Source organism: Stutzerimonas stutzeri (assembly GCF_024448895.1).
Classification (GTDB): Bacteria; Pseudomonadota; Gammaproteobacteria; order Pseudomonadales; family Pseudomonadaceae; genus Stutzerimonas; species Stutzerimonas stutzeri_Q.
This window is the reverse complement of sequence record NZ_JAMOIC010000007.1, coordinates 12,442-28,522: the sequence shown is the minus strand read 5'-3', so window position 1 is coordinate 28,522 and position 16,081 is coordinate 12,442. Positions and strand designations below refer to the sequence as shown.

At 62.3% G+C, this 16,081-nt stretch carries 13 protein-coding genes; 8 read left to right on the top strand and 5 right to left on the bottom strand.

Annotated elements, in window-relative coordinates; genetic code table 11:
- Positions 1 to 144: 144 nt before the first annotated feature.
- Positions 145 to 429 (top strand): hypothetical protein, encoded by a 285-nt coding sequence (locus tag NA619_RS10385; protein WP_255961793.1) that lies wholly within the window; start codon positions 145 to 147, stop codon positions 427 to 429.
- Here NA619_RS10385 and cmoB read toward each other — a convergent pair.
- From cmoB to lon, 4 genes are all read right to left on the bottom strand, one after another.
- Positions 426 to 1,388 carry a tRNA 5-methoxyuridine(34)/uridine 5-oxyacetic acid(34) synthase CmoB gene (cmoB, locus tag NA619_RS10380; protein ID WP_255961792.1) on the bottom strand — a complete coding sequence of 321 codons (963 nt, stop codon included), beginning with the start codon at positions 1,386 to 1,388 and terminating at the stop codon, positions 426 to 428. The two genes, NA619_RS10385 and cmoB, sit on opposite strands and share 4 nt — an antisense overlap.
- Entirely contained in the window at positions 1,385 to 2,128 is a 744-nt protein-coding gene (gene cmoA, locus NA619_RS10375; protein WP_255961791.1) for a carboxy-S-adenosyl-L-methionine synthase CmoA, read from the bottom strand. The genes cmoB and cmoA overlap by 4 nt, the downstream gene beginning before the upstream one ends.
- Before the next feature lie 98 nt (positions 2,129 to 2,226).
- Positions 2,227 to 2,616, bottom strand: a complete 390-nt coding sequence (locus NA619_RS10370; RefSeq protein WP_255961790.1) for a protease inhibitor I42 family protein — start codon at positions 2,614 to 2,616, stop codon at positions 2,227 to 2,229.
- Between the two features lie 164 nt (positions 2,617 to 2,780).
- Complete coding sequence (lon, locus tag NA619_RS10365) at positions 2,781 to 5,159, bottom strand: endopeptidase La (RefSeq protein WP_255961789.1); 2,379 nt, start codon at positions 5,157 to 5,159, stop codon at positions 2,781 to 2,783.
- 142 nt (positions 5,160 to 5,301) lie between these two features.
- Here lon and NA619_RS10360 point away from each other — a divergent pair, with 142 nt between their 5' ends.
- The 3 genes from NA619_RS10360 to putP all read left to right on the top strand — a co-directional run bounded on the left by NA619_RS10360 (position 5,302) and on the right by putP (position 11,171).
- The gene (locus NA619_RS10360; RefSeq protein ID WP_255961788.1) at positions 5,302 to 6,057 is read left to right on the top strand and encodes an AraC family transcriptional regulator; all 756 of its coding nucleotides are present in this window, start codon (positions 5,302 to 5,304) and stop codon (positions 6,055 to 6,057) included.
- 261 nt (positions 6,058 to 6,318) lie between these two features.
- Positions 6,319 to 9,480 carry a bifunctional proline dehydrogenase/L-glutamate gamma-semialdehyde dehydrogenase PutA gene (putA, locus tag NA619_RS10355; RefSeq protein WP_255961787.1) on the top strand — a complete coding sequence of 1,054 codons (3,162 nt, stop codon included), beginning with the start codon at positions 6,319 to 6,321 and terminating at the stop codon, positions 9,478 to 9,480.
- Positions 9,481 to 9,686: 206 nt separating this feature from the next.
- Positions 9,687 to 11,171, top strand: a complete 1,485-nt coding sequence (gene putP, locus NA619_RS10350) for a sodium/proline symporter PutP (protein WP_255961786.1) — start codon at positions 9,687 to 9,689, stop codon at positions 11,169 to 11,171.
- A gap of 103 nt (positions 11,172 to 11,274) precedes the next feature.
- Here the strand turns inward: putP and NA619_RS10345 are convergent, their stop codons facing one another.
- Positions 11,275 to 11,499 (bottom strand): DUF3203 family protein, encoded by a 225-nt coding sequence (locus tag NA619_RS10345; RefSeq protein WP_255961785.1) that lies wholly within the window; start codon positions 11,497 to 11,499, stop codon positions 11,275 to 11,277.
- Between the two features lie 241 nt (positions 11,500 to 11,740).
- Between NA619_RS10345 and NA619_RS10340 the strand changes: the two genes are divergently transcribed.
- Genes NA619_RS10340 through NA619_RS10325 form a run of 4 tightly spaced genes read left to right on the top strand, consistent with a single transcriptional unit; the run spans position 11,741 to position 16,029 of the window.
- Positions 11,741 to 12,415 carry a methylamine utilization protein gene (locus tag NA619_RS10340; protein WP_423836822.1) on the top strand — a complete coding sequence of 225 codons (675 nt, stop codon included), beginning with the start codon at positions 11,741 to 11,743 and terminating at the stop codon, positions 12,413 to 12,415.
- Entirely contained in the window at positions 12,396 to 14,756 is a 2,361-nt protein-coding gene (locus NA619_RS10335) for a putative bifunctional diguanylate cyclase/phosphodiesterase (protein WP_255961784.1), read from the top strand. Before NA619_RS10340 ends, NA619_RS10335 begins: the two co-directional genes overlap by 20 nt.
- Positions 14,753 to 15,610, top strand: a complete 858-nt coding sequence (locus tag NA619_RS10330) for a DUF3034 family protein (RefSeq protein WP_255961783.1) — start codon at positions 14,753 to 14,755, stop codon at positions 15,608 to 15,610. Before NA619_RS10335 ends, NA619_RS10330 begins: the two co-directional genes overlap by 4 nt.
- On the top strand, positions 15,610 to 16,029 hold the full coding sequence (locus NA619_RS10325; protein WP_255961782.1) for a group I truncated hemoglobin: 420 nt from the start codon (positions 15,610 to 15,612) through the stop codon (positions 16,027 to 16,029). The genes NA619_RS10330 and NA619_RS10325 overlap by 1 nt, the downstream gene beginning before the upstream one ends.
- The last annotated feature ends 52 nt before the right edge of the window (positions 16,030 to 16,081 follow it).

Here is a 16,081-nt window from a genome sequence, read left to right as displayed (position 1 = left end):
GTTGGCCTTCAATTTTGTTTAACCGTAGGTTCTATTCTAGTCGTTTGTCTGAAACGTCAAGGGCGTCCAGTGTGGAGCTGTCGACAACACAATCTTGTCGGCAGGCAAGGGTGCGCCGAGCACCCTGCACTGCAGGAGGATGCCATGAAGTGTTCAGAACAGCAGATGAGAAAAGAGTCGGCGCACGGGCACCGTGGGCCAGCGATGCCGGACCTGTACCTGCCGGCGATGTGGCCCATTGAGCTGCAGGAATGGGCGCTCGAATGGTTCAAGGCTTGGCGCAAGCGATGCCTCTATCGGCGCTTGCTCAGGCTCAGTGATCGGCAACTACGAATGCGTGATCTCAGCCGGCCGCGCTTGATGGAGAAAGCCGGCGCGCCGCTGCGCCAGCTTGTGGCCGAACAGCGAAGTCTGAGTAAGCAGCGCTAGGGTTTGCGCGCGATGAGTACGGCACGCATCGGCGCTGGCAAGCCTTCGATGGTCTTGCTGTGGTCCTGAGGATCGAGGAAATCAGGCAGCGATTGATAGCGCATCCAGTCGGTGCTGCGCTGCTCCTCGATGCTGGTGATGCTGACATCGACGCAGCGCACGTCGACGAAACCTGCGCGGCGCAGCCAGCATTCTAGCGCGGCCACCGAAGGCAGAAACCACACGTTGCGCATCTGCGCGTAGCGATCTTCCGGAACCAGTGCAGTGTGCTCGTTGCCTTCGACCACCAGGGTTTCCAGAACGAGCTCGCCGCCTTTGAGCAGGCAATCTTTCAAGTCCAGCAGGTGATCGACAGGGGACCGGCGGTGATAGAGCACGCCCATCGAGAACACCGTGTCGAAGCCTTCGAGTTTGACGGGCAGCTCTTCCAGCGCCATGGGCAGATGCCAGGCTGGGAGTTCTGTGAGGTAGCGCTTCATGGCGTGGAACTGACAGAAGAACAGCCAGTTCGGATCGATGCCGACAACCGAGTCGGCGCCCGCGCCTAGCATGCGCCACATGTAATAGCCGTTGCCGCAACCGACATCGAGGATGCGCTTACCGCTCAGGTCCAGGTGTGGCGAAACCCGGTCCCATTTCCAGTCCGATCGCCACTCGGTATCGACGTGAACGCCATAGACATCGAAAGGCCCCTTGCGCCATGGCGAGAGGCCGAACAGGGCGTCGTGGGTGATGGCGCGCGTGGCTTCGTCGCAATCGGCATCTAGCCGGAACGCGTCGCGCAGATCCACGGTGCTGGGCTGGATATCCGGCAGCGCGTCGACGGCACGCCTCCAGCGCGGCAGGTCACCGTGACCAATGGCGAGCTTGGCATCGAGTTGCGCTTGCAGGCCGTTGGCCCATGCAGCAAGCGGTGTGCCGGCCAAGCGCCAGGCGAGGGGAGTCAGGTCAAGATTCATGGCAGGGCTATCAATGAAGCGAAATTCAGGCACTGAAACCAGGGCACGACTTTGGAAAAACCGGCTTCGAGCAATCGCTGACGGTGGGTTTCCAGGCTGTCGGGCTTCATCACGTTTTCGATGGCGCTGCGCTTCTGGGCAATTTCCAGCTCGCTGTAGCCGTTGGCGCGTTTGAAAGCGATGTGCAGATCGGTCAGCAGCTCATGCTCTTGCTCATCTTCGAAGCGCAGCTTCTCGGACAGAATCAGCGCACCGCCGGGAACCAGCGCCTGGCGAATTTCGCCGAGCAGGGTCGGCCGCTGTTCAGGCGGGATGAATTGCAGAGTGAAGTTCAGGGCAACCAGCGAGGCGGGCCGAAACTGGAGTGCAAGCACGTCGGCTTCGATCACCTCAACCGGGAGCACCTCCTGGAACATCGAGTCCTGACCATGCAGGTATTCACGGCAGCGCTCGACCATGGCAGCGGAGTTGTCGATGGCAATCACCTGGCAGTTATCGGTCTTCACATGCCGGCGCAGTGCCTGGGTGACTGCACCGAGCGAGCAACCGAGGTCGTAAAGACAGGTGTTGGGCTGGGCGAACTGAGCGGCTAGCACACCGATGTTCTCGACAATGGTCGGGTAGCCCGGTACCGAGCGCTTGATCATGTCGGGGAAGACCCGTACCACATCTTCGTTGAAGACGAAGTCCTGGGGCTGGGCTAGTGGATTGGCGAACAGGCGATCGGGTTCGTGGCTCACGGCGGCGTCTGGGCAGGCTGAAAAACAGGGGCGGCATTGTAGCGGAAAGCCAGCCCGATCGCCTTTGGCAACTGGACAGTCGGCAGGCGATGCGTGCGCTACTCGACTTCGATTCGGCAGTCGAAAAGTCCGGCCGGCTCCGCGTCCGATTCCCACGGCCTTTGATAGGTCAGGTAGAGGCGGCCGCTGCCTGGCTCGTTCGCTTGAAAGCGCCAGGTCGACATGCCATCGCCGCCGATCATGTCTGACTTCGGCGAGCTGAACACTTCCGGCCCAAGGCTCTTGAGCTGCTCGGCCGAAACCTCTCGCAGGCTCCAGCGGTAACCGGTAGTGGGATTGCTCGGCAGGCTGACGATGAGCGTCTGGCCGCGTTGCAGGGTCAGCGGGCAATCGGCGTCATCGCTGAGGGCGACGCTGGTTGGCGGCGTACTGGCGCAGGCGGCAAGCAGGAGCAGGGGAGCGAACGGCAGCAGGCGTGCTAAAGACATGGGGCGACCGACTCAAAGGAGGAAAGGAAACGCTCGGGCGTCGGCTCAAACCATAAGGTGCGAATGTCTGTGCGTAAAGGCATTCGCATTGAAGACGGGGGTGTGCAGGGCAGCAAATGAAGCACTGAACGGGCCGTGATGACTTACACGACCCGTCGCATCTGTCAGAACAGAACCTTGACCACGTCGCCGAAGCGCTTGGCGAAGTGCATCGTCAGGCCTTCCTTCAGGTAGTCCGGCAGCTCTTCGAAATCCCCGCGATTGAGTTCGGGGATGATCAGTTCGTAGAGCTTCAGGCGCCGTGCTGCGATCACCTTTTCTCGCAGGCCGCCGATTGGCAGCACCAGCCCGGTCAGCGTCAGCTCGCCGGTCATGGCTACGCCTTTCTTCGGCGCCTGGTTACGCGCAAGCGACAGCAAGGCGCTGGCCATGCTGATGCCCGCGCTTGGCCCATCCTTCGGCGTCGCACCTTCGGGCACGTGCATATGCACAAAGGCCTGATCGAAGAACGTTGGATCGCCTTTAAGCTCCTTGAGGTGCGAATTCACGTAGCTGAAGGCGATCTCGGCGGACTCCTTCATCACATCGCCAAGCTTGCCGGTGAGTTTGAAACCGCGGTTGAGCGTATGAATCCGCGTGGCTTCGATGGGCAATGTCGCGCCGCCCATGCTGTTCCAGGCTAACCCGGTGACCACGCCGACCCCGTTGAGAAGCTGCTCTGGATGCCAGAACGGCATGCCCAAATAGCCTTCGATATCCTTCTGGCCGATTTTGATCTTGCTTTCCGGTTCGTCGAGTAGCTTGACCACCGCTTTGCGCACGACCTTGCCGAGTTGCTTGTCCAGCTGACGCACGCCGGCTTCCCGCGCGTAACCCTCAATCAGGTGCCGCAGTGCGCTTTCGCTGATGGACAGGCGATTCTTCGGCACACCGGCGCGTTGCAATTGCCGTGGCCACAGGTGGCGTTTGGCGATCGCCAGCTTTTCTTCGGTGATGTAACCCGACAGCCGGATGATCTCCATACGATCCAGCAGCGGACCGGGGATCGAGTAGAGGCTGTTGGCGGTGCAGACGAACAGGACCTTGGACAGGTCCAGGCGCAAGTCCAGATAGTGGTCGAGAAAGCCGACATTCTGCTCAGGGTCGAGGGTTTCCAGAAGGGCTGACGCAGGGTCACCCTGGTGGCTGCTGCCCAGTTTGTCGACCTCATCGAGCATGATCACCGGATTCATCACCTCGACTTCCTTCAGAGCCTGGGCCAGCTTGCCGGGCAGGGCGCCGATGTAGGTTCGCCGATGGCCCTTGATCTCCGCCTCGTCGCGCATGCCGCCAACGCTGAACCGGTAGAAGGGGCGGCCCAGCGACTCGGCGATGGATTTGCCGATACTGGTCTTGCCAACGCCGGGCGGGCCCACCAGGAGCACGATAGACCCGGAAATTTCGCCGCGGAACGCGCCTACCGCGAGGAACTCGATGATGCGGCTTTTGATATCGTCGAGCCCTGCATGGTGCGCATTGAGCACCTTTCGCGCGTGCTCAAGGTCGAGCTTGTCCTCGCTGTAAAGGCCCCAGGGCATCGACGTCGCCCAGTCCAGATAATTGCGGGTCACCGCGTATTCCGGGGAACCGGTCTCCAGCACCGAGAGCTTGTTCAGCTCATCGTCGATGCGTTTCTGCGCGGCTGGCGGAACGACCTTGCCCTCCAGGCGTGAACGGAACTCGTCGGCATCGGCGCTGCGGTCGTCTTTGGTGATGCCCAATTCCTGCTGAATGATCTTCAGCTGTTCCTTGAGGAAGAACTCGCGCTGGCGCTCGCCGATCTTGCGGTTCACCTCGCCGGTCAGCTCCTTCTGCAGCTTGGCGACTTCTACTTCCTTGCGCAGCAGCGGCAGGACCTTCTCCATGCGCTTGAGCACGGGCACGGTATCGAGGACTTCCTGCAGCTCGATACCCGGCGCCGTGGTCAGCGCAGCGGCGAAGTCGGTCAACGGTGACGGCTCGTTCGGGCTGAAGCGATTGAGGTAGTTCTTCAGTTCTTCGCTGTACAGGGGGTTCAGCGGCAACAGCTCCTTGATCGCGTTGATCAGGGCCATACCGTAGGCCTTCACTTCGTCGCGTGGGTCTTCATCGCTCTGCGGGTATTCGACTTCCACCAGGTAAGGCGGTTTACGGCGCAGCCACCCTTTGATTCGAACGCGGGCCATGCCTTGAGCGACGAACTGTAACTTGCCCCCTTCCTTGGAGGCGTGATGCACACGAACCATAGTCCCGTGCTCGGGCAGGCTGTCCGGATCGAAGCTCGCCGCGTCCTGCGCCGGGGTGTCCATATAAAAGAGGGCCAGGCGCTGATGCGGCGTCTTGGAGACCAGCTCCAGGGTGTCGGCCCATGGCTCTTCATTGACGATGATCGGCAGCACCTGGGCGGGGAAGAAAGGCCGGTTGTGCACCGGGACGATATACAGCTTGTCGGGCAGGTTCTGATCCGGCAGCGCCAGATCGGTGGTATTGGTCTGCTCGAAATCCTGATTGTTTTCGTCGTTCATGCGGCACCTGTTGCGAGTACGTGCTCTTTAGATGGGTATCCGCCGAATGATTTCAATCCAGAGCCGTTTTGGCGCTTATTGTCCACGCTGTAAAAACCGCTCGGCCTCCGGTAGAGTGCGGCGATACGCCAGGTATCCCGCCATGCTCAACGCACGTCTGCTTCGCCTTGATGATCAGGCCCACGAACACGCTCACGACTACCACCAGTTGGTACTGTCGCTGTCGGGCAGTGCCGAGTTCGAGGTGGACGGTTCGGGTGGTGAGGTTTGCCGTATGCGCGCCTGCTTGGTGCCAGGCCACGCTGAGCATGAGTTTGCCGGTAAGGGTGATAACCGCATGCTCATCATCGATCTCGATGAGCAGGATCTCAGCGCAGACGATCCACGCCTGCTGGCGCAGCTGTTCGAGATCCCGCGCTATCCGGCGCTGGATGCCGACTTCCACAATCTCCTCAATTACGCCGGTGCCGAGCTGGCACGCTACGGCAGTGATCCGTTACTGGCGCGGGCTCTGGGTGGTGTATTGCTGCGTGCGCTGCATCTGCGGGTGTTCGGCGAAGCGAACCAGCAACCAAAAGGGCCGCTGGATATCGCCCGTCTGGATGCGCATATCGAAAGCAACCTGGCGCGCAGGATTACCGTAGCCGAGCTGGCGCAGGTGGTTTGCCTGAGTCCCAGTCACTTTCACGTGCAATTCAAGGACAGCGTTGGCCTGACGCCCCATCAGTACTTGCTCAAGAGTCGCCTTGACCGCGCCGCCAGGCTCCTTCGCGAGAGCCCGCTGCCGCTGGTGAGGATCGCCGAAGAGTGTGGGTTTTCCAGCCAGAGCGCGTTGACCACCGCGACCCGTCGCTACCTAGGGTTAACGCCGAAGCGCTTGCGGCGCAGCGACGATTGAACACCTGAAACGCACCGGGTCGGTGCGTTTATTGTCCAGATCCCACATTATCGCCCCGCTTTAGCGACTTTTCATGACAGCGTTTTGACGCGGATCAAAACTCGTAGGTTTTTGTAAAAGTTCCGTAGTTTTGCGCAACAACCCGAAACGCCCCCGCCTTAGATTCGCCTACCCGTTTGGCGAACCCTCGCGCATTGCTGACCGCGCGTGGTCGTAGAACCAGATCCAAACACAACAACACTCCACGAAAGGAGCGGCGCGATGTTCAAAGCCGGTCAAGTCTTGCAGGGCGATTTCGCCAACCTGAAAGCCGCCGAATTCTTCCCCGCTATCAGCGCCAATTACAGCGTTGACGAAGCGATCTACCTCAATGAGCTCTTGCAGCTGGCCGACCCCGGCGAGGCGGGCATTGAAGCCATTCGTAATGAAGCGCGCGGCCTAATCGAGGCAGTGAGAGGGCGCGACAATGCTGTCGACACCCTCGATGCGCTGCTGCGCCAGTACAGCCTGGACACCCATGAAGGGTTGATGCTGATGTGCCTCGCCGAGGCGCTGCTGCGCGTGCCTGATTCGGCCACTGCTGACGCACTTATCCGCGACAAGCTCAACGCTGCCGAGTGGGAACGCCATCTGGGCAAGAGCGACAACGTGCTGGTCAACTTCGCTGCCTGGGGGCTGGCCATGACCGGCAAGGTGGTCGATCCGGACAACGCTGACGGCCGCCCGAAGAATGTGATCGGCCGGCTGGTCAAGCGCTCTGGCGAGCCGGTGATTCGCGCGGCGATGAACCAGGCGATGAAGCTGATGGGCAAGCAGTTCGTGCTTGGCCGGACCATCTCCGAAGCGCTGAAGAACGGCCGCCCCGAGCGCGAGAAGGGCTACACCTACTCTTTCGACATGCTCGGCGAAGCGGCGCTGACCGACGAAGATGCGCGCAAGTACATGGCCGACTACCGTCAGGCTGTGGAAACCGTCGGTGCCGAGCCGCAGGTTGGTTCGGGCCCACGTCCGTCGGTCTCGATCAAGCTTTCCGCACTGCATCCTCGCTATGAAGTTGCCCAGCGCGAGCGCGTACTGACCGAGCTGTTCGCCAGCGTTCGCGAACTGGCCATCCTGGCGCGCAAGCTCGATGTAGGCATCACCATCGACGCCGAAGAAGCCGATCGCCTCGAACTGTCGTTGGAACTCTACGAGAAACTGATGCGCGACCCGGCCATCGCCGGCTGGGGCGAGTTTGGTCTGGTGATCCAGGCCTATTCCAAGCGCTGCCTGCCGGTACTGGTCTGGTTGACGCTGCTGGGTAAAGAGCTGAATGCGCGCATCCCGCTGCGTCTGGTGAAGGGCGCCTACTGGGACAGCGAGATCAAACAGTCCCAGGTCCAGGGGCTCGACGGCTATCCCGTCTTTACCCGCAAGGAAGGCACCGACACCTCCTACCTGGCCTGCGCCCGGTATCTGCTGTCAGAGCACACCCGCGGCGTGATCTACCCGCAGTTCGCCAGCCACAACGCGCACACCGTCAGCTGCATTCTCTCGATGGTGGGCGAGCTGAAGGTCCCGCGCGAGTTCGAATTCCAGCGCCTGCACGGCATGGGCGACGCTCTGTACGACACCGTGATCGAGAAATACCGCAAGAACGTGCGCATCTACGCGCCGGTTGGTGCCCACAAGGACCTGCTGCCGTATCTGGTGCGACGCCTGCTTGAGAACGGCGCCAACTCATCCTTCGTCCATCAGCTGGTCGACCCGCGCGTCCCGGTAGAAACCCTGATCGACCACCCGGTGACCCAGCTGCGTCAATTCAAGACCCTCGGCAACCATCGCATCCCGCTTCCGCCGGCGCTGTACGGCAATCGGATCAACTCGCAAGGCATCAACATGAACATCCAGACCCAGTGGAACGACCTGTCCAGCGCCTACCAGACTTTCCTCGATCGCCAGTGGCAAGCCGCGCCAGTGATCGGCGGGCAGAAGCTCACCGGCACAGCTCACAAGGTGCATTGCCCGTATCAGCTCAGCCAGGAAGTGGGCACCGCCCAGTTCGCCACTGCCGAGCAGGCCAAACAGGCCATCGATGGTCTGTCCGCCTTCTGGCCGCGCTGGAACGCGACGCCCATCGAGCAGCGCGCGCAGATTCTCGAACGCCTTGGTGACCTGCTGGAAGCCAACCGCGCCGAGCTGATGGCCATGTGCACGCTGGAAGCCGGCAAAACTCTGCAGGACGGCATCGACGAAGTCCGCGAAGCGGTTGATTTCTGCCGTTATTACGCGCTGCAGGCTCGTCTGAAACTCGGGCGCGAAGAACTCAAGGGCCCGACCGGTGAGCGTAACGAGCTGTTCCATGAAGGCCGTGGCGTGTTCGTCTGCATCAGTCCCTGGAACTTCCCGCTGGCGATCTACCTCGGTCAGATCACTGCAGCCCTGGTCGCCGGTAATACCGTGCTGGCCAAGCCCGCCGAGCAGACCAGCCTGATCGCCGCTCGCGCGCTGGAACTGATGTTCGAAGCCGGCCTGCCGAAGGAGGCGATTGCCTTCCTGCCGGGCGACGGCGCCACGCTGGGCGGTGTGTTCTGCCGCGATCCGCGTGTTGTCGGCGTGTGCTTCACCGGTTCCACCGACACGGCGCGCATCATCAACCGCCAGCTGGCCGAGAAGGAGGGCGCCATCGCTTCCCTGATTGCCGAAACCGGCGGCCAGAACGCGATGATCGTCGACTCCACCGCGTTGCCCGAGCAGGTGGTCAAGGATGCCATCGGTTCGGCCTTCACCAGCGCTGGTCAGCGTTGTTCTGCGCTGCGTGTGCTCTATGTGCAGCGCAATATCGCTGATCGGGTAATCGAGCTGATCAAAGGCGCGATGGACCAGCTGAAAGTCGGCCCGACTCACTTGCGCGAGAACGACCTGGGTCCGGTGATTGATGCCGAAGCGCGTGACGGCCTGTTGGCGCATATCCAACAGCTCAAGGCCGAAGGCAAGTTGATCGCCGAAGCCAAACTGCCGGGCAGCCTCAATGGCCATTTCGTTGCGCCGGTGGCGTTCGAGATCGGCGGGATTCACGAGCTGAAAAAGGAACAGTTCGGTCCGGTGCTGCACGTGGTGCGTTTCGATGCGGCGGATCTGGAGAAGGTCGTTTCTGACATCAATGCGACCGGCTACGGCCTGACCCTTGGCATACACAGCCGCAACGAGGAAACAGCCGAGCGCATCGAGGCGCTGGCGCGGGTCGGCAACCTCTACGTCAACCGCAACCAGGTGGGCGCCGTGGTCGGTGTGCAGCCGTTCGGTGGCTGTGGCCTGTCCGGCACCGGCCCGAAAGCGGGTGGCCCGAGCTACCTGCTGCGCTTCGCCAACGAGCGCACGACGTCCACCAACACCACGGCTGTTGGGGGGAATGCGTCCTTGCTGTCGCTGGGTGACGACTGATCGTCGACCCGGCAATAACTGGCAGGCGGCTCGGTTCAGAGACCGCCGGCTCATTACAACAACCAGAACAGTTGGCGGATCGCTCTTCCGCCTCTGATGGGCTCAGGTGAGCCCGTCCCGGTGATGGCGCGAACCGCCATCGCCCTCTGCCAGGTGGGATCGGGAATACCCTCGCGCCCATCCACAACAACTAATGAGGGAACAAAATGAGCATCAGTACACCCACCTTGATCACGTTTTTGATCTACATCGGCGCCATGCTGTTGATTGGCTTCGTCGCCTACCGTGCAACCAAGAACTTCGACGACTACATACTCGGCGGCCGCAGCCTCGGCAGTTTCGTCACGGCATTGTCGGCGGGCGCTTCGGACATGAGCGGCTGGCTGCTGATGGGCTTGCCCGGGGCGATCTTCGTTGCGGGCCTCTCCGAAAGCTGGATCGCCATCGGCCTCATCGCTGGTGCCTGGCTGAACTGGCTGTTCGTCGCCGGTCGTCTGCGCGTACACACCGAGCGCAACAAGAACGCGCTGACCCTGCCTGACTACTTCTCCCACCGCTTCGATGACGAAAGCCGCACCCTGCGGATCTTCTCGGCACTGGTGGTGCTGGTGTTCTTCACCATCTACTGCGCCTCCGGTGTGGTCGCCGGGGCTCGTCTGTTCGAGAGCAGCTTTGGCGTGCCGTACAACCTGGCGCTGTGGATCGGTGCTGCAGCCACCATCCTCTACGTATTCATCGGTGGCTTCCTCGCGGTGAGCTGGACAGACACCGTGCAGGCCACGCTGATGATCTTCGCGCTGCTGATCACGCCGGTGTTCGTGATTCTGGCGCTGGGCGACATGGGCGCCGCGATGGACACCATTGCCACGCAGAACCCGGCTGCCTTCGACATGTTCGACGGCCTGTCCTTCGTCGCCATCGTTTCCCTGCTGGCCTGGGGCCTGGGTTACTTCGGTCAGCCGCACATCCTGGTGCGCTTCATGGCTGCCGACTCGGTGAAAACCATCCCCAACGCCCGCCGCATCGGCATGGCCTGGATGATCCTGACGCTGGCGGGCGCGGTCGCCGTGGGCTTCTTCGGCATCGCCTACTTTGCAGGCCACCCGGAACTGGCCGGCCCGGTCTCCGAGAACGGCGAACGTGTGTTCATGGAGCTGGTGAAGATCCTGTTCAACCCCTGGGTTGCGGGCATCATCCTGTCCGGTGTGCTGGCTGCCGTGATGAGTACGCTCAGCGCGCAGCTGCTGGTCAGCTCCAGCGCCCTGACGCAGGACTTCTACAAGGCCATGCTGCGCAAGAACGCCTCGCAGACCGAGTTGGTGTGGGTCGGCCGCGCGATGGTTCTACTGATCGCCTTCATCGCTCTGGGCATCGCTTCCAACCCGGACAGCAAGGTGCTGGGCCTGGTGTCCTACGCTTGGGCGGGCTTCGGCGCTGCCTTTGGTCCGGTGGTGCTGATCTCGCTGTTGTGGAAGAACATGACGCGCAACGGTGCGTTGGCCGGCATGGTCGTCGGCGCGGTGACCGTGGTGGTGTGGAAGGAATTCATCGGCATGGGTCTGTACGAGATCATTCCGGGCTTCATCCTCGCCAGCCTTGCCATCTTCGTATTCAGCAAGATCGGTGCGGGCGCCACGCCAAGCATGATCAAGCGCTTCGAAGACGCTGAAAGGGAATATCAGGGCCACTGATTCACTGGCCGCCTGACAAAGAAACCCCGCTGTCGGATACCGGCAGCGGGGTTTCTTTTTTCTAATCGCCGACCGTCGGTCGGCTCTGGCTCATGCAGCGCTTTCAGTCGTCGACAACAAGGTTCTCACGTTCGTCCTTGGCGCCAGCGGCGATCAGGTGCTCGGCCATGTCTTCGGTCACGTGAACGCTATGGCCGGCGATGTGGGCCATCGACATGCGGGCTGCCGGATCAGTGCTGACGCGGACATCCGCGATCGCGCTGCGATGGGTCGCGCTTTCGAGCGTGGTGGAACAAGTACCGGTGGCGGTATCGATATTGACTGTCATGGCGGATCTCCTCGGGTTGCGATGGAGCCGCAAGTGCTGGTGCGGCCGTTATGCATCAGACAGTCAGACGCGCGATCTGTTTGGGCGGAGCCTGGGTGATTGGGCCTGGACGGTCGGATCGATGGATCAAGTTGCAATTATCTTGCTGATGAAATGATGGCAATACGCTAGCCTGAACAGGCCAACAGGTTGCCACGGAAAGGCTGCAGTCCACGGTGCTCGCAATGGCGGAGTCGGGGTTATGGTCATGAGTGTCCTGCGGTTCAGTTGTTTCCTCCTGTGTTTATCGCTCGCTGTGCCATTGCAGGCTCGGCCCGTTAGCGTGCAGGTTTTCGATGCGCAGGGGCAGCCGGTCGCGGGTGCCGTTCTCAGTCTTGCCGGAAAAGCGACCGGCACGTCCGCCGCTGTTGCGGTGATGGATCAGATTGACAAGCAGTTCTCACCGGCAGTCCTCGCCGTTGCGACAGGCACGGAAGTGAGCTTTCCCAACCGCGATGACATTCGGCATCAGGTCTATTCCTTTTCACCGACGAAACGCTTCGAGCTACGACTCTACGAGGGCACACCGAGCGCGCCGGTCAGCTTCGACCAGCCGGGCCTGGTAGTCCTGGGCTGCAACATCCACGACTGGATGCTTGGCTACGTGTACGTCACCGATGACCCCTGGTTCGCCGTGAGCGACGAGCAGGGGCGCATCCAGCTGAACGTGCCAGCCGGCCATTATCCCGCGACGCTCTGGCATCCAGCGCTGGTCGATATGCAGCCCATCGATGCCGGACTGTTGCAGATGGGCGCCGCACCGATAGAGCTGACGCTGCCGGTAGCTGTTACCGCTGCGCTACAACCCGAGACCCCGGCACCCACGCCTTTCGCCGATGCGTTCAGGAAGGCCGCTCGTGCCGCGCCGCAGCCTTAGCTTTCACGCGCGCCTATCGTGGATACTCGCCGCCTTTCTGCTGGTGGTGATCGGCGCGTTGTATTTTTCCGTGCGTCTGGTGACCGAATCAGCGGTGAGTCGGCAGGCAGCCGAGCGGCTGGAGTCCGGCTTGCGGGTGTTCGAACGGCTGATCGACATCCGCGGTCGTCAACTGCGCGATGGCGTCCAGGTGCTGGCCGCCGATTTCGGCTTCAAGGAAGCGGTGGCCAGCGGCGATACCCCGACCCTGCAATCGGCCATGGCCAATCAGGCGGCGCGGATCAGCGCCAGCGAAGCCATGCTGCTCGGCCTGGACGGCCAGGTTCTGGCGTCGAGCCTGTCCACCGCCGTCCCGGGCGATGCGTTCCGTTACGCCGCTGAGCTCCGGGGCGCGCGGCAGCAGGGCCAGAGCATGTTGGTCGTGGTGCTCGATCACCAGGCGCATCTTCTCGTCGAGGCGGAAGTGCGGGCGCCTCTGCCAATTGCGCGGGTGGTGATGGGGTTCGCCATGGACGAAGCGCTGGCGCGGGAACTCAAGGAACTGACAGGGCTGGATGTGTCCTTCCTGGCCAGGGAGCAGGGCAGCAGCGGCAAGCTGGCAACCACGCTCGATCCTGCTACCCACGCCGAGCTGATCGAAGCCTGGAGTCGCCACGTCCATGCCAACGGCATCGAGGAGCTGACGCTTGGCGGCGAGCGCTATCTGAACGAAGACGTGGATCTGTCTCATGGCAGCGGTTATACCGTCATCGCCCTCGTGCACAGCTCGCTGGACGACGCACTGGCTGCTTTTCACCAGCTGGACTCGAGAATTCTGCTGATTGCGCTTGCCGGTCTGATCGCCTCGCTGCTTGGTGCGCTGCTGCTTGCCCGCAGCCTGTCGGAACCGGTGAATGCGCTGGCGCGTGCCGCAGAGCGTGTCGGCCGTGGCGACTACCACACGCCGATCGAGCTGGACCGCAACGACGAGCTGGGCAGTCTGGCCAACGCACTGAACCAGATGCAGCGCGGCATCGCCGAGCGCGAACAGCTGATTGCGCACAACATGCTCCACGACGATGTGACGGGGCTGCCCAATCGCTCGCTGGCCGCTGAACTGCTGTCTAGCGCCGTCGAGGCTGGACGCGTCACCGCGGTGCTGCACATCGGCATCGGCAACCTCGATGCGGTGCAGGACAGCGGCGGTTCCGAGGGCGTCGACCAAGCACTGCGCGAACTGACCCAGCGGCTGCAGGCGGGCTTGCAGCCGGGCGACCATCTGGCTCGCATGCTGACCGATGAATTTCTGCTGATCGTCAGCGATACCTCGGCAGACAACGCCTTCAGCGCGGCTGTCGCGGTGCAGCAGGCGCTGGCCTTGCCGGTGCGTGTCGCCGAGCTCGAGATGCGCATCGAGGCGCACATCGGCGTGGCCGGTTACCCGGACGATGCCGGCAGTGTCGATGAGTTGTTGCGTCGCGCGCGCATCGCCATGCAGGACGCTGCCCAGCTGCCGGATGGCCTGCAGCTCTACCAGCACGGGCGCGACGATGCCCATCAACGCCAGATCACGCTGATCCGCGACCTTCGCCGCGCCGCTCAGGTGGGCGGGCTGCTCCTGCATTTCCAGCCCAAGGTCGATCTCGAGCACGGGCGCGTCTATCAGGCCGAGGCGTTACTGCGCTGGAATCATCCGGTTTACGGATTGGTGTCGCCTGCTGAATTCATTCCCCTGGCCGAGCGCACCGGCAGCATCCAGCTGCTGACTGCCTGGGTCATCGAAGCGGTCCTGCGTCAGCTTCATGTCTGGAACGGCCGCGGGCTGTATATGGAAGTGTCGTTGAACATCTCCGCTGAAGACCTCGCCAGCATGACGCTCGACCAGCGGGTAGCGGAATTGCTGCAGCGCTACGTGATCCCCGGCGAACAGCTGGTGTTCGAGATCACCGAAAGCGCCGTGATGCGTGAACCTGAACGCGCCCTGGCGATGCTGCACCGGTTGCGGGCGCTGGGCATTCGCCTGTCGGTAGACGATTTCGGCACCGGCTATTCATCGCTCGCGCAGCTGCGCCGCATGCCTGTGCAAGAGCTGAAGATCGACCAGTCCTTCATCCGCGAGCTGGACGAGACCTGCGGCGACGCGGTCATCGTGCGCTCCACCATCGACATGAGTCATGCGCTGGGGCTGAAGGTGGTGGCCGAGGGTGTCGAGCATGGCGAAACCCGCGATCTGCTGCGGGCTTGGGGCTGCGACACCTTGCAGGGCTATTTCTTCAGCCGTCCATTGCCGGCCGATGCCTTCGAGGCCTGGTTGAAGCAGCAGCCGCATTTGGCGGCCCGGCCCCTCAAGGAGCACTCATGAGACTGTTTCGAGCCTTGTTGCTGGCCGCCTGCTGCATACCCTCGCTGGCCAATGCAGAGGCTGGCCGTCTGCTGGCCACCGGGGGCGCCAGCAGTATCGAGGGTGCGGCCGGCGGCGGCATTACGCCCTGGGCCGTGCTCGCCGGTTATGGCGAGCGGGGCGAGTGGGGCGGTGACGTGTTCGCGACCCGCGTCGAAACCGGGGATTACCGCCTGGACGTCGCCGGCATGGCGTTCGCGTTTGACAATCGCCTGGAGCTGTCCCTGGCCCGCCAACGCTTCGACCTCGGCACGCTTGCGCGGGATTTGTCGCTGCCGGAAAACAGCCTCAGCCAGGACATCTTTGGCGTTAAAATCCGTCTCTTCGGTGATCTGATCTACGACCGCCTGCCCCAGGTTTCCCTGGGCCTGCAGCACAAACGCCAGAAGCAATTTCTCATCCCCTCGCTGATCGGCGCCCAGCGCGATGAAGATACCGAGGGCTATGTCACTGCGAGTCGGCTGATCCTGGGCGGCGCTTTTGGCTACAACCTCCTGCTCAACGGCGGAGTGCGTTACAGCCGCGCCAACGAGCTGGGCCTGCTAGGCTTCGGTGGGGATCGCCGCGACAGCCGCAGCTTGCTCAAGGAGGGTTCGGCCGCCGTGTTGTTCAACCCGCGCTGGGCCGTCGGTATCGAGTACCGGGAGAAGCCGGACAACCTGTACTTCGCGGGCGAAAGCGACTGGGCCGACGTCTTTCTCGGCTATTTTCCCAACAAGCGCCTCGCCGTAGTTCTGGCCTATGCGCGGCTCGGCGAAATCGCCACGCTGGACAACCAGGACGGTGCCTACCTGTCCGTTCAGGGGAGCTTCTGATGAACCGGATCGTTGTGTTGCTCTGCCTCTTGCTCGCCGCCTGCGCTCAGCAGCCATCAAACGATGACGACCTGTACCAGCAGCTCGGCGGCGAACCGGGCCTCAGCCGGATCGTCGAGGGCATGCTGCTGAGGGTTGCCGGGGACCCGCGCATCTTCGAGCACTTCCGAGACGTCGACATTCAACGTGTGCGTGACAAGCTCGTTGAACAGCTCTGCGCCGAAGCGGGCGGGCCTTGCGTGTACAGCGGCGACAGCATGGAAGAAAGCCACAAGGGGCTAGCACTGACACCGAGCGACTTCAATGCGCTGGTGGAAAACCTGCAAGCCTCGATGACCGCCGAGGCGGTGCCGATCCCGACTCAGAATCGCTTGCTGGCCCGTCTGGCGCCCATGCGCAGTGAAATCATCGATCAGTAACCGCACGCGGCCCACGCTTGCTCGTCCACCCTCGCAGGATGGCGTTGAGCGA

Excerpts from the sequence above, each read along its gene's own strand:
- NA619_RS10385 (WP_255961793.1), top strand. The coding sequence starts at position 145 with ATGAAGTGTTCAGAACAGCAGATGAGAAAAGAGTCGGCGCACGGGCAC.
- cmoB (WP_255961792.1), bottom strand. The coding sequence starts at position 1,388 with ATGAATCTTGACCTGACTCCCCTCGCCTGGCGCTTGGCCGGCACACCG.
- NA619_RS10370 (WP_255961790.1), bottom strand. The coding sequence starts at position 2,616 with ATGTCTTTAGCACGCCTGCTGCCGTTCGCTCCCCTGCTCCTGCTTGCC.
- lon (WP_255961789.1), bottom strand. The coding sequence starts at position 5,159 with ATGAACGACGAAAACAATCAGGATTTCGAGCAGACCAATACCACCGAT.
- NA619_RS10360 (WP_255961788.1), top strand. The coding sequence starts at position 5,302 with ATGCTCAACGCACGTCTGCTTCGCCTTGATGATCAGGCCCACGAACAC.
- putA (WP_255961787.1), top strand. The coding sequence starts at position 6,319 with ATGTTCAAAGCCGGTCAAGTCTTGCAGGGCGATTTCGCCAACCTGAAA.
- putP (WP_255961786.1), top strand. The coding sequence starts at position 9,687 with ATGAGCATCAGTACACCCACCTTGATCACGTTTTTGATCTACATCGGC.
- NA619_RS10345 (WP_255961785.1), bottom strand. The coding sequence starts at position 11,499 with ATGACAGTCAATATCGATACCGCCACCGGTACTTGTTCCACCACGCTC.
- NA619_RS10340 (WP_423836822.1), top strand. The coding sequence starts at position 11,741 with ATGGTCATGAGTGTCCTGCGGTTCAGTTGTTTCCTCCTGTGTTTATCG.
- NA619_RS10330 (WP_255961783.1), top strand. The coding sequence starts at position 14,753 with ATGAGACTGTTTCGAGCCTTGTTGCTGGCCGCCTGCTGCATACCCTCG.
- NA619_RS10325 (WP_255961782.1), top strand. The coding sequence starts at position 15,610 with ATGAACCGGATCGTTGTGTTGCTCTGCCTCTTGCTCGCCGCCTGCGCT.